This window comes from Variovorax sp. P4_B10, from assembly GCF_056402375.1.
Map to the genome: position 1 here is coordinate 49406 of NZ_JBFUHN010000011.1, position 22724 is coordinate 72129.

At 69.3% G+C, this 22724-nt stretch carries 15 protein-coding genes; 3 read left to right on the top strand and 12 right to left on the bottom strand.

Annotated features, from left to right (window positions below; all coding sequences use genetic code 11):
• Positions 1-17: 17 nt before the first annotated feature.
• From AC1DXX_RS07915 to AC1DXX_RS07950, 8 genes are all read right to left on the bottom strand, one after another.
• Positions 18-1694, bottom strand: a complete 1677-nt coding sequence (locus AC1DXX_RS07915; protein WP_478133625.1) for an FxLYD domain-containing protein — start codon at positions 1692-1694, stop codon at positions 18-20.
• Complete coding sequence (locus AC1DXX_RS07920) at positions 1691-4255, bottom strand: DUF5682 family protein (protein ID WP_478133626.1); 2565 nt, start codon at positions 4253-4255, stop codon at positions 1691-1693. Before AC1DXX_RS07920 ends, AC1DXX_RS07915 begins: the two co-directional genes overlap by 4 nt.
• Positions 4246-5367: an ATP-binding protein gene (locus AC1DXX_RS07925; protein ID WP_478133627.1), complete on the bottom strand. Its 1122-nt coding sequence runs from the start codon at positions 5365-5367 to the stop codon at positions 4246-4248. The genes AC1DXX_RS07920 and AC1DXX_RS07925 overlap by 10 nt, the downstream gene beginning before the upstream one ends.
• 31 nt (positions 5368-5398) lie before the next feature.
• Complete coding sequence (locus AC1DXX_RS07930) at positions 5399-5548, bottom strand: hypothetical protein (RefSeq protein ID WP_478133628.1); 150 nt, start codon at positions 5546-5548, stop codon at positions 5399-5401.
• Positions 5545-6150: a DUF6891 domain-containing protein gene (locus AC1DXX_RS07935; RefSeq protein ID WP_478133629.1), complete on the bottom strand. Its 606-nt coding sequence runs from the start codon at positions 6148-6150 to the stop codon at positions 5545-5547. Before AC1DXX_RS07935 ends, AC1DXX_RS07930 begins: the two co-directional genes overlap by 4 nt.
• Positions 6151-6349: 199 nt before the next feature.
• Positions 6350-10174 carry a DUF4132 domain-containing protein gene (locus tag AC1DXX_RS07940; RefSeq protein ID WP_478133630.1) on the bottom strand — a complete coding sequence of 1275 codons (3825 nt, stop codon included), beginning with the start codon at positions 10172-10174 and terminating at the stop codon, positions 6350-6352.
• 91 nt (positions 10175-10265) lie between these two features.
• A complete protein-coding gene (locus AC1DXX_RS07945; RefSeq protein WP_478133631.1) occupies positions 10266-12320 on the bottom strand; it encodes an SWIM zinc finger family protein in 2055 nt (684 codons plus the stop codon).
• Positions 12320-13447: a VWA domain-containing protein gene (locus AC1DXX_RS07950; protein ID WP_478133632.1), complete on the bottom strand. Its 1128-nt coding sequence runs from the start codon at positions 13445-13447 to the stop codon at positions 12320-12322. Before AC1DXX_RS07950 ends, AC1DXX_RS07945 begins: the two co-directional genes overlap by 1 nt.
• Positions 13448-13565: 118 nt before the next feature.
• Here AC1DXX_RS07950 and AC1DXX_RS07955 point away from each other — a divergent pair, with 118 nt between their 5' ends.
• Positions 13566-14351, top strand: a complete 786-nt coding sequence (locus AC1DXX_RS07955; RefSeq protein WP_478133633.1) for a hypothetical protein — start codon at positions 13566-13568, stop codon at positions 14349-14351.
• Positions 14352-14420: 69 nt separating this feature from the next.
• Here the strand turns inward: AC1DXX_RS07955 and AC1DXX_RS07960 are convergent, their stop codons facing one another.
• Both AC1DXX_RS07960 and AC1DXX_RS07965 read right to left on the bottom strand, forming a co-directional pair.
• Positions 14421-14801, bottom strand: coding sequence for a helicase SNF2 (locus AC1DXX_RS07960; RefSeq protein ID WP_478133634.1), 381 nt, complete (start codon positions 14799-14801; stop codon positions 14421-14423).
• 242 nt (positions 14802-15043) lie between these two features.
• Positions 15044-15886, bottom strand: a complete 843-nt coding sequence (locus AC1DXX_RS07965) for an isocitrate lyase/PEP mutase family protein (RefSeq protein WP_478133635.1) — start codon at positions 15884-15886, stop codon at positions 15044-15046.
• A gap of 165 nt (positions 15887-16051) precedes the next feature.
• Between AC1DXX_RS07965 and AC1DXX_RS07970 the strand changes: the two genes are divergently transcribed.
• Positions 16052-16765, top strand: a complete 714-nt coding sequence (locus tag AC1DXX_RS07970; RefSeq protein ID WP_478133636.1) for a YebC/PmpR family DNA-binding transcriptional regulator — start codon at positions 16052-16054, stop codon at positions 16763-16765.
• Positions 16766-16792: 27 nt separating this feature from the next.
• Here AC1DXX_RS07970 and AC1DXX_RS07975 read toward each other — a convergent pair whose 3' ends face one another.
• Both AC1DXX_RS07975 and ssb read right to left on the bottom strand, forming a co-directional pair.
• The gene (locus tag AC1DXX_RS07975) at positions 16793-18784 is read right to left on the bottom strand and encodes a sensor histidine kinase (RefSeq protein WP_478133637.1); all 1992 of its coding nucleotides are present in this window, start codon (positions 18782-18784) and stop codon (positions 16793-16795) included.
• A gap of 93 nt (positions 18785-18877) precedes the next feature.
• Positions 18878-19447, bottom strand: a complete 570-nt coding sequence (gene ssb, locus AC1DXX_RS07980) for a single-stranded DNA-binding protein (protein ID WP_478133638.1) — start codon at positions 19445-19447, stop codon at positions 18878-18880.
• A gap of 158 nt (positions 19448-19605) precedes the next feature.
• On the opposite strand from ssb, the gene uvrA reads away from it, so the two are divergent.
• The gene (gene uvrA / locus AC1DXX_RS07985) at positions 19606-22722 is read left to right on the top strand and encodes an excinuclease ABC subunit UvrA (RefSeq protein ID WP_478133639.1); all 3117 of its coding nucleotides are present in this window, start codon (positions 19606-19608) and stop codon (positions 22720-22722) included.
• Positions 22723-22724 lie beyond the last annotated feature (2 nt).

Below are 22724 nucleotides of genomic sequence, written 5' to 3' on the forward strand. Positions count from 1 at the left end.
TGCCGTCGCGCACGGGGCTATTCGGTTTGGTATAGCGTCGTCACGCTCGCGAAGTCGCGGCCGTGCTGCTCCACGTCGACCTGGAACGGCACGCTCTCGCCCGGCGCGATGGCCGGCAGGTTCTCGACCAGCCTGAAGCCGGTGAGCTGCCCGTTGCGGTCGCGCAGGCTGACCCACAGCCGCACCTTGCCGACGATGGTGTTGCCGGGGTTCCTCACCTTGCCCGTGACCTCGACGCTCTTGTAGAGAAAGCGCTGGCTGAAATTGAGCAGCACGCTGTTGGTTTCGGCCTTGGTGCCCGTCACCTGCACCTCCAGCGGCGTGCGCGGGCCCGGCAGCGCGGCGCGGCGCATCGGCTTCCATTCGATACGGGTCTGGGTGATGCGGTCCACCGCGTTCGCCTCGAGCAGGATCGGAAAGCGCTCGCCGGGGTACAGGTAGGCCAGCCCCGAGATGTTGCTCGTGCCGTCGGCCTTGCTGCCGCCGAAGCGCGAGATCACGCCGCCCGGCGCGACGACGACCGCGTCGGTGCTGTGGTTCACCAGCTCGGCCAGGAACAGCGGCCGCTGGATGCTGCTGCGCCCCGCCACCAACGGCAGCAGCTCGAGCTGCTTCGCGTCGAAGCGCTCGCTGTCGTCGGCCAGCAGGTCTTCGGTGCTCAGGCGCAGGTCGGGGTTGAAGGCCTCGGGGCCGCCCGCGGTGCGGATCACCCGGTCGGCATTCAGCACCGGGGTGCGTGCGCCGGCGGCATCGAGCGTGTTGTAGCCAATGCGGTAGTCCCAGGCCGCAATCGCGGCCGCGCGGCCGAAGCGGGCGATGCTCACGTCCACCGAGGTCTGCGCGCCGGGCTTGAGTTCGTTGGCTTGCGCATAGCCGTGGCCGAAGCCGATCACCTGCCCGGCATCGTCGTACAGCGTGGCCAGCACGTCGATGCCGCCGAGCATGGCCGTGTCCTTGCGCGCGTTGACGATGCGCCCCACCAGCCGCACGCGCTCGCCCTGCTGCACCAGCCGCACGCGCGAGAACGCCATGCGCGGCCCCTGAACCGCGTTGTAGGGCTCCGACAGCTTCTGCACGCGCAGCTCCTGCCGCGTGACGTTCTTTCCGCTCGGCATGTCGATCAGCGCGGGCACGCTCTCGCCCGGTTCGAGCACGAAGACCGGCAGCGTCTCGGTGCGCTCGTCGAGCCGGCTGTCGCCGTCGAAGTACGCGGCCCGGATGCCGGTGCGCGACAGCGGCCTGCCGGTTTCATTGCGCGCCACCACCAGCAGCTTGGGCACCGCCGAACTGCCGCTGCCCACGAGCACCTGCCGCGGCTCGCCGAGCTTCAGGCCGTCCGTCGGGATGGTGCGGTCGACCGCCGAAGCGGCCACGGGTCGTTGCGAATCGGCCGGCCTGCGCGAATCGAAGAACACCTCGACGACGCGCCCCATCAGGACGACGCCGAGCACGGCGATCACGCCGATGCCGATCTTGCGCAGCAGCAGCTTCTGCCTGAGCGCCTCTTCGGCCGCGAGCCGCCGGCCGGCCTCGTTCTTGACCTGGTCGAGCACGCGCTCGAGCCGGTCGGACACGTTGTCTTCCACCAGCGTGACCGAGCCGCAGTGGTCGCAGGTGTATTCGTTGAGGCCGGTGCGCTTGAGCACGCTGCTGCCGCATTCGCCGCATTTGAGCGTCTGGAGGTCGATGGTCATGAAGTGGCGCTTTCGGTGGTCTTGCCCACGGCCGTCAGCCATGCGGCGAGGCCATCGCGCCGCAGGCAGTCGGCCAGTGCGAGCTGCAGCTGTGCGCCTTCGTGCAGGTCGTGCTCGGTGGTTTCGTAGTGCACCTGGTAGAGCGATTCGCCCTGCGCCTCGCCCAAGCCATGCAGGCCGGCGACACGGCCCGCGAGGTCCGCGGTTTCCTGCGGCTTGAGGCGCGTGAAGGCCTGGCGCAGATCGGGCAGGTGGGCCACGAAGGCCTCGGCGTCCCAGCCGCTCACCAGGCTGTCGAGCCCTTCCAGCAGCGCGGGCAGGCGCAGCAGCAGCTCGGGCGCCGCGGCCATCACGCCATTGAGGAAGCGCACCGCCTCACGCGGCTGGGCGCCCGCGCCGAAACGCTGCCGCACCACGGTTTCGAGCGCGTGCTCGTCCCAATGGCCGTCGAGGTACAGCAAGGCCGATGCCGCGCCCGCAACGGCCGGCGCGACCGCCGCACCGGTCGCGAAGCGCTCCATCTGGGCGCGCAGAAGATCGAGATCGATGGCCTGGCCGTCCTCGCCGAATTCGTCTTTCAATGCAGCGAGCAGGCGCCCGAGTTCGCGCAGCGACAGCAGTTGCTTCACCGCGCCCGCCTCGGCCTCTTCCGGGCACGGCCCCACGTCGGGCAGCAGGAACAGCGCCGCCGGCCACACGCGCTCCAGCAGGCTGCGCAGTTGCGGATGCTGCTGCACGCCCAGCGGCTCGCGCGCCCGCCACAGCGTGACGAGCCGGTGGCCGCAGTCGACCACCGAGCCGAGCGCGGCATCTTCATCGAGGTGCGTCGAGAGCATCGACAGCAGTTGCGGCAGGCGCGACTGCAGGCCGACCAGGCAGGCGCGCAGCAGCAGCGTCACGGCCGCGCTCGCACTGCGCCCGCGGCCCTGGTCGGCGAGCGCGGCTTCTTCCTTGCGCAGCTTGGCCATGCACACCGCCTCCACGCTCGCACCATCGGCTGCCAGCTCGATCAGCCGCGCCTCGACCAGCGGCGACCAGGCGGCGCGCCACTCCTCGAACAGGATGTGCAGCCGGCTGTTGCCGAGGAAGTCCGGCCCCGCGAGCCAGGTGCCGAGCCCCGCATCGAGGTACGACATCGCATGGAAGAAGCGGCTGCGCTCGCGGTGCGAGGGCTTGCGGTAGAGATCGAGCCGCGCCACGCGCGCCGTGCTGTCGTCCAGCCGCACGCCGGCCGCGCGCGCGAGCCGGCGCGCGTCTTCGATCAGCGGCGGCGAGCCGGCCGACGGCGGCACGTCGCCGATGCGCGTGCCGCTCAGGAAATTCCGCAGGTCGGCCGTGAAGCCGCGCGTGCCCTCGTCGATCGCGCCCTTGATGAAGCAGGAGCGGATCGCATCGAGCAAATCCTGGCGGCCCGGCCCTGCATTGCCGCGCAGCGCCGCGAGCCGCATGGCCTGCGCGGCGGCGGCCTGCACCAGCGCGGTGGACACCGCATCGACCTGGTCCTGCGCTCGGGTCTGGCGCGCAAAACGCGTGAGGCTGTCGAGCGTCACCGCGGTGAAGGGGTCGGCCTCGCCGGCCTCCAGCCGTTCCCACACCTGCTGGTAGTAGCCCGGCGAGGGCATGCCCGAGGCATAGCCGTTGAGCGCATCGAGGCGCTCGAAGCTGTAGCGGATCAGCCAGGCATCGACCGCGTTGGCATCCTTCGCGGTGGACGTGGCCGGCGCCTTCGAAGGCTTGGCCTTCTGCCACTGGTTGACGAGCTCGAGCGTGTGGAAGCCGCCCGTCACCACGACGATCGGCCCCTTCACCTCGTTGCGCCAGCGGCGGATGTGCGCGGCCATGTGGCGTTCGCGCGGCAGGCTCTGCTCGGCCTCCAGCACCTCGGGCTCGTAGTCGAGCCGCGCCATCGCGCACCAGCTGAACACGTCGCAGAAGAAGGCGCGCCAGTCGCCGAGCGCGGCCGTCGTGCGCAGCTCGAACAGCCGATCCCACAGCTCCTGGTGGTCGACGCAGCCGAGCTGCGAGGTCAACGCGTTCAGGTAGCGGCTGTGCGCGAAATAGCGCTCTTCCATCAGGCTGCGCGCGGCGTCGCGGGCATCGCCTTCTTCTTCGCTCTCGTTGCGGTGCCAGGCCTTGTCGCTCCAGGGAAGATCGATCAGCCCGAGCTGCGCGCCGAGCGCCGCGCCTTCGCGCACGGCGATCCACTCGGGGCTGTAGTCGCAGAACGGAAAGAAGGAGGTGCGCGATTCGGTGCGCGTCTTTTCTTCCGCATCGGGGTCCTCGGCCGGCACCTGGCGCGTGCTCTGGCACAACCAGGCGACGGGCGCCCGGGTCTGCGCGTGCTGCAGCAGCGGCATCAGCGCGCCCACATCGTCGGGCCCCTCGATCAGCACCGCCGCGGGCTGGATCTCGCGCAGCAACCCGCGCAATGCGAACGCGCAGGCCGGGCTGTGGTGCCGCACCGGCACGAAGAACACGCCCTCCTCGCCGAACAGCCGGCCGCGCGCGGCCTCCAGCGCCGCAGGCAGGACGCGGCCGTCTTCCGCTGCTGCTATTGCCACAGCGCGCGCGCCGCGTCGTGAAAGGTCTTCCATTGCGCGTCGCGCTTGCCGCGCTCGCGCACCACGGTGTCGAAGTAGTGGCGCACGCGCTTCACGTCGTCGCTGCTGTCCTTCAGCACCACGCCCTGCAGCTGGCCCGCGATCTCGCGCGCCGTGAGCTTGCCGTCGTTGAAATGGCGTGCCTGCAGGGCCGCCGCGTAGGCCACGTTCACCGCCTCGGCGGTGGACATCACGGCATCGAGGCCCTTGATGGCGGTGCCGTCCTGCGTCTGGCCCGCGCGCAGCTCCTGGAAGGTGGTGACCAGCAGCGCCACCACGTCGCGCGGCACATCGACCGGCGACTCGCCGCCGCCGTCCAGTTCGCGCTGCAGCTGCGCCATCACCAGCTCGACCTCGAAGGCATGGTCGCGGATCGGCTTCACCGTTTCGAAGTTGAAGCGGCGCTTCAGCGCCGACGACATCTCGTGCACGCCGCGGTCGCGCAGGTTGGCGGTGGCGATGATGTTGAAGCCGCGCTGGGCGTAGAGCCGGGCATCGTCGCCCAGCTCGGGAATCATGAGCTGCTTGTCGCTCATCAGCGAGATCAGCACGTCCTGGATCTCGGGCGGGCAGCGCGTGATTTCCTCGAAGCGCACCAGCTTGCCCGCGCGCATCGCCTGGTAGAGCGGCGATGGCACCAGCGCGCGCTGGCTCGGCCCTTCGGCCAGCAGCAGCGCGTAGTTCCAGCTGTACTTGATGTGGTCCTCGGTGGTGCCGGCCGTGCCCTGCACCGTGAGCCCCGAATCGCCGCTGATGGCGGCCGCGAGCAGCTCCGAGAGCAGCGACTTCGCGGTGCCCGGCTCGCCCACGAGCATCAGGCCCTGGTGGCCCATGAGCGTGACGATCGCGCGGTCCACCAGCGGATCGTCGCCGTAGAACTTGCGGCTCACCTGCAGTTTCTCGTCGCCGAGGATGAAGCGCCGCACCGCGCGCGGCGAGAGCTTCCAGCCGGTGGGCCGCGCGTCGGCGTCGGCGGCCTGCAGGCGCGCGAGCTCGGCCGCATAGCGCGCCTCGGGGGCCAGGCGCACGGCCTGGGTGGCGGGGGAGGAAGACGGTGAAGTGCCGGTGCTCATGGTGTTGTTGCTGCTGGTTTTTCGCTGCGGGTCAGCCCTTGGCGATCGTAGCCGCTGGTGTGGCGGCGAGTGAGGCCTGCAGCGCCTCGCGCAGCGCATGGGCGGTGGCCTGCAGCCGGGAACGCAGCCAGAAGTCGATGGCATCGATGCGGCGCGGCGGCTGCCAGGCCGGGGCGCTCACACCGACGGACCTCGCTTGCGCCATTGGCCGAGGTCGGCCTCGATGCGCTCGTTGATGTCGCCGCTCCAGTGCGCCTCGAAGCCGGCGGCACGCAGCAGCTCGACGATGCGGTGGCCCACCACCACGGTGTTGGCCTCGCGCTGCTCGATCTCGGGAATCATGCCGCCGCTGAACGCCAGGTGCAGCCGGCCGGTGCGCACCGCCGTATCGAGATCCTGCGAGTGATAAAAGCAGCAGCCGCGAATGCCGGAAGCGAGCCGCCCGGCAGCGCGCCATTGTTCGCGCACATCGTCATGGCCGTCGGACAGCGTGTTGCCGGCGCGGTGCAGCGCAATGATCTTTTCGCTGCGCAACTGGGCGAACACGGCTTCGAGCCGGTCGTACTCCGTTTGCGCCGGCCACTCGGCCTCGGCGGCGCGCTTGTTGGCGCAGGCGGCAGAGGCTTCGGCCTTCACCCAGGCCCGGTCCTCGCTCGTGAGCTCGTCGGGGTCGAGGTATTCATCGGTGATCATCCACTCGACATCGGCATCGGGATAGAAGCCGCACCACACGAGATCGTGGATGCGTCCGCGCGTATCTTCAGGGTCGAGTGTGAGAGCCATGCGTGTTGGGTTGTCGCCTCAGCGGCGACCGATCATGCTTTCTTTTCTGTGGCAGGAACGCCGTCGTATTTTCGCGTGTCCGCACCGCATCCGCGCAGTAATGCGAAAGCATGAGGCTGGGCGGCCATCCCTTCCGCGCCACCATCATGATTCATGCACCGCGCCAAGGCAATGCGCCTTTCGGCGCTGCACGACCGGCCTACCACGGCATCTTCTTTTCCCACCCGGCATCGAAGCCCGCGCAGGCCTGGGCGATGGCCAGGTAGTCGGCATAGGCCTCGGCCAGCAGCACCGGCGGCACGCCCGACAGCGGCAGCGCGCGGTCGCCGTAGCCGCGGGCCTTCATGTCCTCGAAGCCCAGGGTCTTGAGCGCGGCAGGCACGTTCTCCTCGGGCAGGGTGTTGCCCGAGAACTCGATGGCCACGCGCACACCCGCGGTCGAGAATTCCTTGGTGTACTGGTAGAAGAAGCCGCCGTCCTCGGCCTGCGCGCGCTGGTAGCCGAGCTTGGTGAAGCTGCCGCGCAGGGTGAAGGTGTCGCTGATCCAGCCCAGGCGGTCGTTGATCTCGCTGACCGCGTGGCCCTTGTCGTCGGTGAACGCGACCGCCGGCGGCTTGCGCGTCATCTGCGGGAAGAGCGGCGCGAGCTTGTAGTCCTTGAAGTGCTTGTTCCAGGCATTGGCGGTGGCCTCGTCGACCAGCGAGGCATGGCCCAGGCGCAGCTGGCTGTCGGCGGCGAGTTCGACCTCGTCGTCCTGGGTGTCGATCAGGCTGCCGTCCTCGGTGGGCCTGAAGCTGCCGCGGACCTGGCCGCCCGCGTCCAGTTCCAGCCAGACCAGCCGCTGGATCAGCCGCCCCGCCACCGGATGCCGATGCAGGTACTCGCGCCACTCGGCCTGCGGCCAGACGCGGCCGGTGCACATAGCCTCGAACAGGCGCGCGGTCTGCAGGTCGATGACCTGCTTGAGCTCTTTCTTGCTGGTCGAGAACTGCGCCTTGGCCTCCTTGATGAGGGCCGGGTCGTCGTTCTGGCGCGGCTCGGGCAGCGCCTTGACGACCTTGCCCTCGGGGTTGCGCAGCTCGGGCTTCATGGCGGCGTCGAGCACCACGGTGAAGGTGCGGTCGCCATAGGCGAGCTCGAGCTTGCCGGTGTCGTCGAGGCCCGCGGTGGGGATGGTGCGGTCGGCGAGCTGGTCCTGCGTCCAGCCGTTGCGGTCGGCGATCTGCTGCACCAGCGCGCGCGCCTTCTCCTGGACCGAGGCCGTGCGGTAGCGGCGCGAGATGCCGAGCAGCAGCTGGATCACCACCGGGTCGTTGCCCGGCGCCACGCCTTCGAGCATGGCTTCGATCTGCGAGCGGCGCTGGTAGTGGTCGCGCATGTACTGCTGCAGCAGCGACACCACCTCGTGCCCCGGCGCCTGCGCGGTGAGGGCCAGGATGCCCTTCTCGCCGATGGCGCTGCCGAGGTACTCGCTCATCTTCTCGCGCTTGCATTCCTCGAAGACCTGCTCCTGTGTCTTCTGGAAGTCCGTCTCGTAGTACTGCTTGTGCTCGGCCTTGGCGTTCTGGTAGCGCTGCTGGTTGCCCTGGTAGCGCTGCGGCGCTGTGGCGTTGGCGTAGGCGATGCCTTCGTCGAGCGAGGGGTGGCGCGTGTCCTGCGCGATGAACTGGCGCAGCACCAGGCTGCCGATGGCCTGTCGTCCTGGCCCCTCGAGCAGGCCCAGGTAGCGCGTGAGCAGCGCGTTGCCGCCCGGCTCCTTGAGCTTGCAGGCGAGCACCACCCACCAGCGCAGGATCTCGGGCTCGACCGCGCTGCCGTCCAGCCACTTGCAGGCCGGCAGGGCGTCGAGCGAGAACCAGGCGAGGCCGGCGGGCGGCTTGGCCTTCAGGCCCTTCTTCGCCTCGGCCAGCAAAATCGCCGGCGCGAGCCGGGGCGAGATGTCGTCGCCCAGCGCTTCGAGCGCGGTGAGGTAGGCCGCGCGCACGGTTTCGCGCGTCTCCTTCTCGAGCCCCTTGGTGATCGCGGGCACGGCATCGGCGTACTTGAGTTCGGCCAGCCAGCCGGCGGCCTCGATGCGCACCTCGCTCTTGGTGGCGTCGAGCGACTCGACCACGCGCCGTCCGATGTCGGGCAGCATCGACAGCGCCTTCTGCGCGGCTGCGCGGTGCGTCTTGCCTTCGCCGAGCGCCAGCTCCATCACGCGCGGCAGCCAGCGCGCCTGCACGGTCGGGAAGATGGCCAGCGTGCGCAGGGTCGAGTTCATGTCGAGCTGGGTCTGGCGCCCTTCGCGCTTGGGCGGCGCGATGAGGCCCAGGCCTTCGTCGATGTACTCGGGGTGCTCGGCGAAGAAGGGCCACACGCGGTCGGCCGGCAGCACGTCGACCGCCGAGGCCTGGTTCCAGTACTGGAAGAGCGCCGTGTGGGCCACGTCGTCGATCGGCATGCCGGAACGCTTCAGCAACTCGGCCAGCGCGCGCAGGTCGACCGCGCCCACGGGCTGGCGGCCGAGCCACTTGTGAAAGCCGTCGTCGAACCAGAAGCTGGTCCAGTGGCGCGACACGCCCAGCCAGCGGATCAGGTGCGGCATGCCGAAACCCGGCAGCGCCTGCAGGCGATTGCCCAAGCTCACGACCTGCTGCAGCTGGCTGTTCTTGACGCGGTTCTGGTCGTGCTTGCTGCCCTGGCCGTTGAGCACGCGCACCACCACGCGCATGTCGTCGTCACTGAGCTTCTTGTGGGCGGTGTAGCTTTCCTGGCGCCACTTGTACTTGTGCGTCTGCGTGGAGGCCTTGTTCTCCTCGATCTCGGCCTCGGCCGCGACGCGGCTCTTCTCGAGCAGTTCGATGCGGTTGGCGATCAGCAGCTGCACGGCGTCTTCGCCGAGCGGCTGGTCTTCGAAAGGCTGCCAGGCCGGCGGCTCGGGCAGTTCGAGCTCGCCCGCATCGCCCGCCGCGTCGAGCCGCGACAGGGCCGAGCGGATGGCCTGCTGCACGGCCTTGCTGGTCTCGGTTTCGGCCGCTGCGGCGAGCAATGCGCGCGCGGCATCGCCGGGCAGGCGCGCGAGCAGCTCGGCGGCCTGCGTGCGCTGCGCGGTGTCGCCGTCTTTCAGCAACTGCCCGAGCAGTTCGAGCCGCTGCGCTTCGGCGATGCCTTCGAGGTGCGGGGTCGCTTCGGCGCGCACCGTCTTGCTGCCGTCGATGGCGAGCCGCACGAACAGCGGCGCGAAGTCGTTCAGCAGCGTCCTGTCCTTGCCGATGCGCTTGGCCAGCAGCACGCGGCCCGCAGCCGAGAGCTGCGCGGGCAAGGCCTCGGTGGCTTCGCGGTGGCTGCGCATGTGGTCGGCCACGGCGGGGGCGTCGACGAGGCTGTCGAGCCGGTCGTGGTACCAGCTGTCGAGGCCCTTGCGCTCGAACACTTCCTGCAGGGCGAGCTTCGGGTCGAGCCCCTCGTGCGCCAGCAGGGTCGCGATGAGGTGCACGGTCCACGCGGGACGGTGCTTGGCGAGGTCGCGGTCGCCGGTGTTGGAGCAGAACTTGTTGAAGCTCGCGAACACCGCGTCGTTGACGAGGTACTGCAGCCAGTCGGGCACGGCCGCGCCGGGATGCTCGAGCGACTGGCCGCCATCGGCCGCCGCGAGCAGCTTGCCCAGCCGCACCAGCGCATCGAGCGGCGGTGCATCGGCGCTCACGCTGGCGTAGAAGCGGCCGCGCTGCTCGAGGCTGCTGTTGCCGATCTTCTCCAGCGGCTTGTTCTGGTAGTTGCTGAAGCCCCAGCGCAGGCGGCCGGGGTCGCCGAGCAGGTGGCCGGGCTCGAAGGAGCGGGCGGCCTGCAGGTCGAGCAGCACGGTTTCCTGTGTGCCATCGACAAGGAACGCGGTGGCCTTGGCCGGCAGTTCCTTGCCTGCTTTCTCGAAACATGCGGCGGCCTGCTCCAGCAGGTTCGCTTGCTCGCGCGTGAGGCCTCCCTCGGCCCTGGGGCTGGCGCCGCCCGTGACGGCGCCCAAGATCTTGTCCAGAAATCCCATGCGTTCTCCTCTTAGCAACCGATGATTTTGGCAGTTGGCGATGACGCTTTGGCCATCGACCCGCGCGCGCCCGCAAAAGAAATCTAAGGTTCTAAATCGCCTGCATCTGCGCCTGCGGGTGCTCGGGCAGTCCGTCGAGCTCACCCAGCAACTGGCAGAGAAAGCCCAGCTTCAGCAGCGGCACCGCGGCCGGCGCGGCGAGGTGCGCGCGCAGCGCATGCACCAGCACCTCGAGGCCGACCGAGCCGGTGCGGTCGAGCGCATCGTGCAGGCGTTGCCGCTGCGGTGCCGTCAGCGCCATGCGGCCGGTCGCGGCCTGCGTCTCGGCCACGTCGATCACCGGGGCGAGCAGGCGCGCCGACAGCGTGGGCGCGCCCATGGGCGCCGCCTGCCGCTGCTGCTGCCGCGCCTCGAACATGCGCAGGATGCGGTTGGCGAGCGAAGTGGTGCGCGCCGCCTCGCCCGCGAAATCGAGCGACACCGCCTGCAGCTTCTTCTTCGCGTCGCTGCTCAGCACGGCGATGGGCATCAGCTCGGTGCTGGCGGCGGAGCGCTCGATGCGCACCAGCACCGCATGCACGGGCGCGCGCCGCGCGGTGAAGCGGTCGAGGTTGTCGACACGCTGCCGGTGTTCGGGGCCAACCGGGATGCCGAGCCGCAGCCATTGGCCCGCGTCGTCTTGCACCAGCCAGTCGAGCCGCTGCTGCGCTTCGTCGAGCACGGGCAGCCGGGTGTCGGCGGGGCGCAGCAGCACCGCGTCGAAGGGCTCGGCCGCGAGCCCGGTGGCGGCGCGCAGGCGCTGGCCGAGTTCGGCCCAGTTGCCGCAGCCGATCTCCTTCAGGCGCGGATCGTCCTCGGCCCATGCAGGCAGGGGCTGGGCCCGCGTGGCGCCGCCGAGTGCCAGGCGGTCGTCTTCGGCGAGCCGGGGCTGTTCGAGCCGCAATGGGGCTTCGCACACGCGCTGCGCCGCGCCGGCGCCCGACCACAGCGCATTCGCAGACCATGCGCCGCTGCGCGTGAAGGCGGTGTCGGTGCCGTCGGGCCGCGCCAGCGTGGCCTGCAGCACGCGTGCGCCGCCCAGGTCCCAGAACGCCACCGTGAGGCCGCGCGCGCCGCCGCGGGTCTGCCACCAGTGGGCACCGAGCGGCAGCAGGTCGAGCGCGGCGGCTTCATCGAAGTCGCGGCGCAGCCGGCCGCGCAAGGCAGCCGCGAGATCGCCCTCGGCCTGCGCGAGGGCGGCGCACAGGGCATGGATGCGTGCCATCAGCGCGAAGGCATCGCGCTCTTCGGCGCGGTGGTCGCGCCGCACCAGCAGGTCGACCGTTCCGCCGAGGTTGCGCAGCAAGGCCGCAAGGCGCGGCAGGCCTTCGCCGCGCGCCGACATGTTGAGTGCCAGCAGGCGTGCCGAGGTCAGCTCGCTCACATGCGAGAGGCCACCGGTCAGCAGCTCCTGCAGCATCGATTCGACCTGCAGCAGGAAGGCGCGCTCGCGCTCGCCGAGGCGCGCCGTGTCTTCGACCGGTACGGGCTGCGCGCCTTCGGGCCACGGCAGGGGCTGGCCATGCGCACTGCGCAGCGCGGCGATGGCGATCAGGTGCACGGCCTTGCGCTCGGCGGCCGGCACCTCGGACACCATGCCCGCGTAGCCCGCGCCGGCCACCCAGCGGCACGATGCGCCGAGTTCGGGCAGGTCCATGACGAGCGCGCCGCCCTGCACCCGCCATTCGATGGCACTGCTGGCCGCCGCCGCGGCGCGCCGCACCGCAGCCACGCCCGCCGCCTTGAAGAGCGCCGCGGCATCGAGCGCGAGGATCTCCACGAGCGGGTCGGGCCCGGCGGGCGCTTCCTGCGCCACGGCCGCGTCGTTCGATGCGGCGGGCTCCAGCGCCCTGAGCCACAACGCCGCGCCGAGGATGTGCTTGCAGATGCCGGGTGCCGGACAGTCGCAGCGCGCCTGCTGCGGGCCGCGCGCATCGAGCTGCACGCGATGGCCGTCGGCCGCCACCACGCCACGCTCGGCGCCCTCTTCGGCCCACTCGACCTTGCCGGCCTCCACGTCCTTGGCAGCACGGCGCAGCAGGCCGGGGTTCGCGAGCGTGGCGAGGGTGTCGTCGTCGTAGGCGCGATAGCCGTCGTACCAGGCCATCAGTTCATCACCTCGGCGAGCCATTGCGCGAAATGCGTCGGCGTGAGCGCCGCGATGTGCATGCCCTTGTCCGCGAGCCGCTGCGCCATCTGCCGGTCGTAGACGGGATTGGCCGACTCGTCGAGCGCGGCCAGCCCGAGCAGCGTGACGCGGGACTGCGCCATGCGCTGCACCGCGGCCAGCAACGGCCCGGGCGCCGCGCCTTCCATGAAGTCGCTGATGAGCGCGAACACCGTGCGCTGCGGGTTGCCGACGAGCGACTCGCAGTACGACACCGCGCGGCCGATGTCGGTGCCGCCGCCGAGCTGCACCGTGAGCAGCACCTCGACCGGGTCGTGCGCCATGTGCGTGAGGTCGACCACGGCGGTGTCGAACACCACGAGCTTCACGCGCACCGCGGGCAGCGAACTCATGATGCCCGCGATGACGGCGCTGTAGATCACCGAATCCATCATCGAGCCGCTCTGGTCCACGCACAGCACCACGTCCCAGGGCAGGTTGCGCTTCACACGCGCGTTGAAGCGCGGATGCTCGATGACGAGCTGCTTGCGCTCCACGTCGTAGTGCTTGAGGTTGGCCGCGATGGTGGCGCGCGCGTCGAAGTTCTGCGCGCTCTTGATGTGCGAGCGCCGCATGCGGTTGCGCCGGCCGACGAGCGCGTTGATGAAATCGTTCTTGAGCTTGCGCGTGATCTCGTCGACGGTCTTCTGGATCACCTCGCGCACCGCGTCGCGCATCTGGCTCGACAGCCGGCCGCGCATGCCGAGCAGCGCCTTGGCGAGGCCCGGCGTGGCGTCGAGCGAGCGCAGCACCGCCGGGTCGTTGAGCAGGTCGGTGAGCTGGTAGCGGTCGATGGCCTGCGTCTGCATGCGCTCGAACACGTCCTGCGGGAAGAGCTTGCGCGAGCGGTTGAGCCAGTCGACCGCGCGCAGCTGGCTCGGGTCGAGCGAGCCGGGGCCGCCGCTCGGCCTGGCGAGGCCGCGGCCTTCGTATTCGCGGCCGTAGAGGTATTCGAGCGCCTGGTCGAGCTTCCAGTCGCTGGACGAGAACGCCGTCTGCGACAGGGGCTGCGCCGCATAGCGGCCGAGGATCAGGCGCCAGCGGCGCAGGGTTTCTTCGGACGACATGCGCGATGCGTTCGCAAGGACAGGATGTGGAAGGAACGGGTCGATGGGAAAGGCGAGGCAGCTTATCAGACCGCCGTGTGCGGCATGGCATGCTCGGCGCCTTCCTCGCCTCCCTGCCATGACCCGACTTCATCCTTCCGTTGCGTTGATCGCCCATGAGTCCGGACAGGCGCCAGGCGACGGATACGCCTCGCCCGACGGCCGCTACCAGGCCGCGGAGGTCGGCCTGCCGCCGCCGGCCGAGGCACAACCGACAGCATGGACTTCCAGCGCGCCGCAGGCAACGGAACGCGTGCGAAAGTCGGCCGGCGACTGGGTGGCATGGCTGGTCGCGCTCGCCGTGCTGGCCTTCTTCGTCCTCTTCGGCTTCAACGCGATGACCTGGGCGCTGGCCGGCGGATGGCAGTGGCTCTGGATGCTGGTCGGACTGCCGGTGTTTGCGGCTTTCTCGGTGCTGACGACGGTGTTCGTCGTGACGACGCTGCGCGAACGCCGGCGTGTGCGCGTGGCGCTGGGCGGCATGTCGCTGGAGCGCGGCGAAGGCTTTCGCGTCGGCGAGCCGCTCGAACTGCGCCTGCTGGCGACGGTGCCCGAGGCGCATCGGGGCGAGCGCACGACGGCGCCGGAACGCATTGCCATGCGGCTGATGCGGCGGTCGGTCCGCGGCGAACCCGATGGCCGCTGGGCGGTGGTGGACGAATGCTGCGACGAAGCGGTCGCGGTCCGCGACAACACGACACGGGTGGGCCGGGTGCTCTACGCGTGCGAGCTTTGCGCGCAGCCCTCACCGGACGACACGGGCCGGGACGCACCGGCACAGTGGTTCGTCGAACTGCACGACACGGCCGTCGCCGGCGGCGCGCCTTTCTTCATCGCCGGCCTGCGGCTGCTGGCCGCTCGCTGACGGCAAGAAAAAAGCCGGCCCCTGCTTTCGCAGGGCCGGCTTCCGGAGCGGACGCTCGCCGAGGATGACTTACAGCGGCAGTGCGTCGCCGCGAGCGGCAGCGCGGGCTGCGGCACGCACCGTGGCGCGGTCCACCGTGCCGGCGACGATCGGGGCCACGTTCGACGAAGCGCCTTCGGCATACGGATCGGCACTGTGTGCAGCGGCAACGGCTTCGGCACGGACGGCCGAGCGGCTGGCCGACGAAACGATCACTTGGGCCGGACCTGCGTTGGCACCGGTGGCGTACGGGTTGGCGCTGTGCGCGGCAACCACGGCCTGGCCGGCGACATCGGCGCGGCTGGCCGCCGAGGTCAGTTGATGCACGCCTTCATAGCTTTCGGCATGGGCGGCACCGGCAACGGCCATCAGGGCAACAGCAACGGCGGAGAGGATCTTCGAGGCGGTCATTTGGATTTCCTTCAATTCAGTTCAGTTTTTGCTTCGGATGATTTCGAACCGGTCTTGGGTGGGTCACCGTCCCTGCGGGGGCGGCCACCTCGCTCGGGGCCCTGTTCACCCAGATCGGCTTGGGGGCCGGTCTGTGGGATGAATTGTGCGCCGGCTTCTAAGTAAAAACCCTTAGCAAAAGGAACCACGGTGTTCATGGAACGGAAACAATCGATCCGGAAATGGCCGCGACCCCCGCTCGATCAGGGAGCGGATGGAAAGAGCGCGTTGATTTCGCCGGCCGGCAGCATCTCGGCGCCCATCGCCCGGAAACTGCCGTTGTTGTCGAATGCTTCGGCGGCAATGCGGCCGAGCAATCCGAGCGCTGCCTGCAAGGGGCCGCATCCCAGGCTGATGCGCCGTACACCCGCGCCTGCAAGGACTTCGACCGGAGGCGCCTTGCTGTGGCCCGCGTAGACGTTCACGGGCAGGGACACCGCCCCTGCAAGACCCGCGATCTCTTCGAGGCTTGCCATCCCCGGCACGAAGATGCCGTCGGCCCCCGCCGATGCGTAGAGCCGCGCACGCCGCAGCGTGTCTTCGTAGCGCGCCGCGGGATCGTCGTTGGCAACAAAGTAGGTGTCGGAGCGCGCGTTGATGAAGAAGCGCGCATCCAGCCGCCGCAGCGCGTCGATGCGCTCGCACAGGATCTCCGGCGGCGCCAGTTCGCGCGTGCCCGGCAGCGTGCCGTCCTCGATGTTCACGCCGGCGGCGCCCATGTCGATCAGTGCGCGCACCACGTCGCAGACCGCCTGCGTGCTGTGGCCGAACCCGCGCTCGATATCGACGGTGACCGGAACGCGGGCCACGCGGCAGATGCGCGCACAAGCCGCGAGCAGCTCGCCGGCCGGCATGCGCTCGCCGTCCGCGTAGCCGAGCGCCCATGCCATGCCTGCGCTGGTGGTGCCGATGGCCTTGGCACCGGCGCGCTCGACGATGCGCGCGCTGGCCGCGTCCCACGCGTTCACGAGGACCAATGGCGCGGGGCCGGCGTGCAGCCCATGGAAAATTTCTGCCTGCTGTTGTCGTACTTCGAGGGATTGCATGGTGGAGTGACCTGGATGCGTGGAGGAAAAGGGGCAAGCATAGAGGCGCCCCGGCGCCAGGACTTGGAGAAAACTGCTGTCCGCATCCATGCCGCACGAGGCGCCGGTTTCATCCCGGGCGCGCTCCAGCTACAGTAGTCGCCCCAAATCGAAGGAACCTCAGCCATGGGCGCACAGTGGAAAGCAAAACACAAGGATCTGGCCGCCAATGCCAAGGGCAGGCTGTTCGGAAAACTGGCCAAGGAAATCATGATCGCCGCGCGCAGTGGCGCCGACCCGGCCTCGAATGCGCGCCTGCGGCTGGTGGTGGAGCAGGCCCGCAAGGTCTCGATGCCCAAGGAGACGCTGGACCGGGCCATCAAGAAAGGCGCAGGCCTCACGGGCGAAGCGGTGCATTTCGAGCATGTGATGTACGAAGGCTTTGCGCCGCACCGCGTGCCCGTGATGGTCGAATGCCTGACCGACAACGTGAACCGCACCGCGCCTGAAATGCGCGTGCTGTTCCGCAAGGGCCAGCTGGGCACCTCGGGCTCGGTGTCGTGGGATTTCGACCACGTCGGCATGATCGAAGCCGAGCCTTCGGGTGCGACCGCCGACGCCGAAGTGGCCGCCATCGAAGCCGGCGCACAAGACTTCGAACCGGCCGGCGAAGGCCATGCCGCGGTGTTCCTGACCGACCCCGCCGACCTCGACCTCGTGAGCCGCGCGCTGCCGGCCCAGGGCTTCACCGTGCTGTCGGCCAAACTGGGCTACAAGCCCAAGAACCCGGTCGATCCGGCCAGCCTCAGCGCCGAAGACCTCGAAGAAGTCGAAGTCTTCCTGGCGGCCATCGATGCGAACGACGATGTGCAGAACGTGTTCGTGGGCCTGGCGGGCTGAGGCCCCGGGCCTCTGAACAATCGGGCGCTACGCCGCCTTTTGGGCTCCGCGCTTCAGCGGCAGCCACAGCGTGAAGAGCGTGCCTGCAGGCCCCGAGCGCCAGCCGACAGTGCCTCCGACGACCTGGGCCCGGCGCTGCTGGTTCTGCATGCCCCGCCCGCCGGCGCCGTTCAGCGCCTTCTCGACATCGAAGCCCTGGCCGTTGTCCTCGATGGTCACCCGCACGCCCGCCGCTTCCGGCGCGGTGCCCACCCGGATCTCGGTGGCGCGGGTGTGGCGCAGGATGTTGGCGATGCTCTCCTGGACGATGCGCAGGATGTGCAGCGCACGGGTCGGATCGAGCCAGTCGAGCGGAGGGATTTCCTGCACCGCCCACAGCAGGGCGACACCGGAGTCCTCGAGCCGGGGACCCAGCCGGTAGCGCAGCGTGGCCAGCAGCAGCAGCAGGTCGTCTTCGAGCGGCTCCATCGAGTCGATGGTCAGCTTCAGGTCGTCGAGGCAGCTCTTGAGCATCTGCGAGACCTTGTCGTCGCTCATGCCGCCGCCCTCCACCGAGCGGATCGCGCTGATGAGCGACGAGCCCAGCCCGTCGTGCATGTCCTGCATCAGGCGCTGGCGTTCGTCGCTGATGGTCTGCCGCATCTCCACCTCGCGCAGCCGGCGGTGGCTGAGTTCGAGCTCGGCTTCGCGCGCCTGCAGGCGCTCCGCCAGACTGGCGTTGACCAGCTCCACCTCGGCAATGGCATTGACATACCGCCGGTACAGCAGCGCCCCGAAGACGCTGAACGTGACCGCGTTGGTGTAGGCGCCCAGGTACCAGCCCTCGGGGCTGCTGAAGTTGTTCTGCAGCAGCCAGTCGGACAGGCCCAGCAGCACGCACACCCCGATGCCGACGGCCACCAGCCGCCCTTCGTTGGAACGGCGCCAGGCGCTGACGCCGCCGACCAGCGCGACGGCCCCGCCCATCAATGCCGCGACGACGTAGATCAGCGGCGTGACCTGCGGCGTGTTCCTCAATATCGCCAGCCCCGGCAGGGTCAGCACGCCGATCAGGACGGTCCAGGCGACCACCGCGCAGGTCAGCCACTTGAGCGGACGGCCGTGCAATTGGCGCAGCGCGAAATGCACGACCGCGACCAGCCAGAACAGGGCATTGACCGTCAGCCAGGCGAACCAGTCGTTGGCCACCGGAAGGCCCACGTAGAAATGCAGGCTCCGCAGGAAGGACGTGGTGGCGAGGTTGAAGAAGAGCAGGTAGCCGGTTTCGTGGCGGCGCCTGAACCACACGAACAGGGCGAAGAGGCCCACGGCCATGAAGGCCGCGCTGAGCATCGCCGGCAGGTCCTGCTGGAGCCACTCGCGCGTCCTGTAGCGGTCCTTCAGCGCATCGACGGGGCCCAGCCACAGCGAGGAGACCGCCACCTGGGTGTTTCGCGTGTGCTCCAGGCGGATGAGGATCTCGTTCAGCGGCGCTGCGTCGGGCGTTTTCTCCACGACGACCCAGAGGGGCGTGCGGGTGCTGTTCCACAGCGGTCCCTGCTCCTGCGCCCGGTGGACCAGCCGGCCATCGGCATACACGGCGATGGTGCCGTCGGTCTTGATGCGCACGCCGTAGAGCGCGAGCGGCCCCGCGGCGACGGGCAGGTCGCGCGCGGAAACCCGCAGCCAGGTGGTGCGGGTCCCGCCGGCGAATGCGCGGCCATCGGCCTGGCGCAGCAGGGCGATGGGCAGGGCCAGGGGCAACTCGACGGGCTGCCAGGTGTCCGGCAAGGCCCTGCCGTCCATGCGGAGCGACGGCTCGCGGAAGCCCGGCGCTTCGGTCACCTGCCAGTCGGCGTGCGTGATGTGCATCGCCGTGGGCTTCGGCGCGCCGGATGGCCCGCCGAAGAAGGCGACCATGGTCACCAGCAACGCGACGGAAGCGACCAGCACCACATTCGCCCAGAGGGGCGCGGTGCGGTATTTCGAGAGGCCGTCGAAAAACCACGCGTGCAGCCGATGCACCAAGGGGAAGCTCATCTGCACGCGGCCAAAGGCACGCGGGCCCTTGGCAAGTCACATGACCGAAGAAGCGACGAAAGAGCCTCGGCCACGGGAACGGGTGCTACCGGTTCAGAAGGGAATGTCGTCGTCCATGTCGTCGAAGCCCGACGACGACTTGGCCGGTGCCTGGCGCGGTGCGGCCGCCGGCGCGCGCGGTGCCGCTGCAGCGGGTGCGCGGGGCGCATAACCGCCGCCGCCGCCGCCACCACCGCCGTTGCCGCCCTGCGAGTAGCCACCACCGCCGCCACCACCCTGCGAGTAGCCGCCGTCGTCTTCGGGACCGCCCGACGGGCCGCCCTGGCCCTGGCGGCTGCCCAGCATCTGCATCTGGTCGGCGCGGATTTCGGTGGTGTATTTTTCGATGCCGTCCTTGTCGGTCCACTTGCGCGTGCGCAGGCTGCCTTCGACGTAGACCTGCGAGCCCTTGCGCAGGTACTGGCCGGCGATTTCGGCCAGGCGGCCGTTGAAGACGATGCGGTGCCATTCGGTGGCTTCGCGCATTTCGCCGCTTTGCTTGTCTTTCCAGCGATCGGTGGTGGCCACGGTGACGTTCGCGACCTGGTCGCCGCTCGGGAAGGTACGCATTTCGGGATCGCGACCCAGATTGCCGACGACGATGACTTTATTGACCGATGCCATATGCACTGCCCCTGATAAGTAGATGAAGGAGGAGGAAGAGAACCCTCGATTGTGCCCGATGCCGGCCGGCCGGGTGCCGCCGCCGGGCTCCCGAAAGGCGCCGGCCAGCGAATCCGCCGGAACCCGCCCATTCGCCATGAAATGCCGCTCGGACTATCATGTCCGGTTGCCCTCGGACGATCGCCCCCTTGAATTCCAAAGCCATTGAAGACTCCGCCGCCGACGAGGAAAGCGCACGCGACGCGAAACGCGAGCGCGACACCTACCTCGGCGCCGTGCTCGCGCAGCAGCGCATCAGCATCCGCGGTGCGCGCACCCACAACCTGAAGAATGTCGACCTCGACATCCCGCGCAACAAGCTGGTGGTGATCACCGGCCTGTCGGGCTCGGGCAAGTCGAGCCTGGCCTTCGACACGCTGTACGCCGAAGGACAGCGGCGCTATGTCGAGAGCCTCTCGGCCTATGCGCGGCAGTTCCTGCAGCTCATGGACAAGCCCGATGTGGACGTGATCGAGGGCCTCTCCCCCGCGATCAGCATCGAGCAGAAAGCCACCAGCCACAACCCGCGCTCCACCGTGGGCACGGTGACCGAGATCCACGACTACCTGCGCCTGCTCTACGCCCGCGCCGGCACGCCCTATTGCCCCGACCATCATCTGCCGCTGCAGGCGCAGACGGTCTCGCAGATGGTCGACGCCACGCTCGCCATTCCCGACGAGCCGCGCCTGATGATCCTGGCGCCCGTGGCGCGCGAGAAAAAAGGCGAGTTCCTCGAGCTCTTCGCCGAGATGCAGGCGGCCGGCTACGTGCGCTTCCGCGTCGACGGGCAAACCTACGAATACAACGACCTGCCCAAGCTCAAGAAGACCGAGAAGCACGACATCGACGTGGTGATCGACCGGCTGCGCGCGCGCCCCGACATGCAGCAGCGCCTGGCCGAGAGCTTCGAAGCGGCCTTGCGCCTCGCCGAGGGCCGGGCCATTGCGCTCGAGCTGGGCGCCGAAGGCGCGGCCGACAAGGAACATCTGTTCAACGCCAAGTTCGCCTGCCCGGTCTGCCACTACTCGCTTTCGGAGCTGGAGCCGCGCCTCTTCTCGTTCAACTCGCCCGTGGGCGCCTGCCCGAGCTGCGACGGCCTCGGCCACCGCGAGGTGTTCGACCCGGCGCGCGTGGTGGCCTTTCCGTCGCTCTCGCTCGCGAGCGGCGCCATCAAGGGCTGGGACCGCCGCAACGGCTACTACTTCAGCATGATCGAGAGCGTCGCGAAGCACTACAAGTTCGACGTCGACGCGCCCTTCGAATCGCTGCCCGCCTCGGTGCAGCAGGTGCTGCTCAACGGCTCGGCGGCCGAGGAGATCAAGTTCAACTACACCATGGAGTCGGGCAACTTCGCGGGCAAGAAGCTCACGAAGAAGCATCCCTTCGAGGGGATCATCCCGAACATGACGCGGCGCTACCGCGAGACCGATTCGGTGATGGTGCGCGAAGACCTGGCGCGCTTTCGCAACCTGCAGCCCTGCCCCGACTGCGGCGGCTCGCGCCTGCGGCCCGAAGCGCGCAACGTGTTCCTGGTGGACGAATCAGCGCGCCCGGCGGACGGCGGGGAGCCGCCGCGCATGGCGATCTTCGAACTGAGCCACCTCACCTTGCGCGATTCGCTCGCGTGGTTCCAGACGCTCAAGCTGCGCGGCGCCAAGGCCGACATCGCCGACAAGGTGGTGCGCGAGATCGGCCTGCGCCTGAAATTCCTCAACGACGTGGGCCTCAACTACCTGAGCCTGGACCGCAGCGCCGAGACGCTCTCGGGCGGCGAGGCGCAGCGCATCCGGCTCGCGTCGCAGATCGGCTCGGGCCTGACGGGTGTGATGTATGTGCTCGACGAGCCCAGCATCGGCCTGCACCAGCGCGACAACGACCGCCTCATCGGTACGCTGAAGCATCTGCGCGATATCGGCAACAGCGTGATCGTGGTCGAGCATGACGAGGACATGATCCACGCGGCCGACCATGTGATCGACATGGGCCCGGGTGCCGGCGTGCACGGCGGCCGCGTGATGGCGCAGGGCAGCTACGCCCAGGTGGCGGCCAACCCCGACTCGCTGACCGGCCAGTACCTCTCGGGCGTCAAGAAGATCGAAGTGCCCAAACGCCGCACCGCCTGGCTGCCGGTCGTGAAGAAGGCGGCCTTCAACGAAGGCAAGAAGGCCTCTCGCTTTCCGCCGAGCCCCGCGGCCGAACGGCGCGCCGCGCGCGAAGCGGCCCACCTCGCCTCGCAGACCGACCTGCAGGAAATCCGCGTGGTCGGCGCCACGGGCAACAACCTGAAGGACGTGAGCGTGGCCTTCCCGGTCGGCCTCTTGACCTGCGTGACGGGTGTCTCGGGTTCGGGCAAGTCGACGCTGGTGAACGACACGCTCTACACCGCCGTGGCGCGCACGCTCTACCGCGCGCACGAGGAACCGGCCGCGCACGAGTCGGTCGAGGGCATCGAGTATTTCGACAAGGTCATCAACGTCGACCAGAGCCCCATCGGCCGCACGCCGCGCAGCAACCCGGCCACCTACACCGGCCTCTTCACGCCGATCCGCGAGCTGATGGCCGAGACCAACACCGCGCGCGAGCGCGGCTACGGCCCGGGCCGCTTCAGCTTCAACGTGGCGGGTGGCCGCTGCGAGGCCTGCCAGGGCGACGGCGTGGTGAAGGTCGAGATGCACTTCCTGCCCGACGTGTACGTGCCCTGCGAGGTGTGCCACGGCCAGCGCTACAACCGCGAGACGCTCGAGGTCCTGTACAAGGGCAGGAACATCGCGCAGATCCTCGAGATGACGGTCGAGACCGCGCACGAGTTCCTGAAGGCCGTGCCGACCATCGAGCGCAAGCTGCGCACGCTGCTCGACGTGGGCCTCTCCTACATCAAGCTCGGCCAGTCGGCCACCACGCTGTCGGGCGGCGAGGCGCAGCGCGTGAAGCTCGCGCTCGAACTCAGCAAGCGCGACACCGGCCGCACGCTCTACATCCTCGACGAGCCGACCACCGGCCTGCACTTCGCCGACATCGAGCTGCTGCTCAAGGTGCTGCACCAGCTGCGCGACGCGGGCAACACCATCGTCGTGATCGAGCACAACCTGGACGTCATCAAGACCGCCGACTGGCTGATCGACATGGGCCCCGAGGGCGGTGCCGGTGGTGGCACGGTGGTGGGCGAAGGCACGCCCGAGGACATCGCCGCGAACGAGGCGAGCCACACGGGGCGCTACCTCAAGCGGCTGCTATAGCA

Bases quoted from the DNA above. Each gene is read 5' to 3' on its own strand.
- AC1DXX_RS07915 (WP_478133625.1), bottom strand. From the start codon at position 1,694: ATGACCATCGACCTCCAGACGCTCAAATGCGGCGAATGCGGCAGCAGC.
- AC1DXX_RS07925 (WP_478133627.1), bottom strand. From the start codon at position 5,367: ATGAGCACCGGCACTTCACCGTCTTCCTCCCCCGCCACCCAGGCCGTG.
- AC1DXX_RS07935 (WP_478133629.1), bottom strand. From the start codon at position 6,150: ATGGCTCTCACACTCGACCCTGAAGATACGCGCGGACGCATCCACGAT.
- AC1DXX_RS07940 (WP_478133630.1), bottom strand. From the start codon at position 10,174: ATGGGATTTCTGGACAAGATCTTGGGCGCCGTCACGGGCGGCGCCAGC.
- AC1DXX_RS07945 (WP_478133631.1), bottom strand. From the start codon at position 12,320: ATGGCCTGGTACGACGGCTATCGCGCCTACGACGACGACACCCTCGCC.
- AC1DXX_RS07950 (WP_478133632.1), bottom strand. From the start codon at position 13,447: ATGTCGTCCGAAGAAACCCTGCGCCGCTGGCGCCTGATCCTCGGCCGC.
- AC1DXX_RS07955 (WP_478133633.1), top strand. From the start codon at position 13,566: ATGACCCGACTTCATCCTTCCGTTGCGTTGATCGCCCATGAGTCCGGA.
- AC1DXX_RS07960 (WP_478133634.1), bottom strand. From the start codon at position 14,801: ATGACCGCCTCGAAGATCCTCTCCGCCGTTGCTGTTGCCCTGATGGCC.
- AC1DXX_RS07965 (WP_478133635.1), bottom strand. From the start codon at position 15,886: ATGCAATCCCTCGAAGTACGACAACAGCAGGCAGAAATTTTCCATGGG.
- AC1DXX_RS07970 (WP_478133636.1), top strand. From the start codon at position 16,052: ATGGGCGCACAGTGGAAAGCAAAACACAAGGATCTGGCCGCCAATGCC.
- AC1DXX_RS07975 (WP_478133637.1), bottom strand. From the start codon at position 18,784: ATGAGCTTCCCCTTGGTGCATCGGCTGCACGCGTGGTTTTTCGACGGC.
- ssb (WP_478133638.1), bottom strand. From the start codon at position 19,447: ATGGCATCGGTCAATAAAGTCATCGTCGTCGGCAATCTGGGTCGCGAT.
- uvrA (WP_478133639.1), top strand. From the start codon at position 19,606: ATGTCCGGTTGCCCTCGGACGATCGCCCCCTTGAATTCCAAAGCCATT.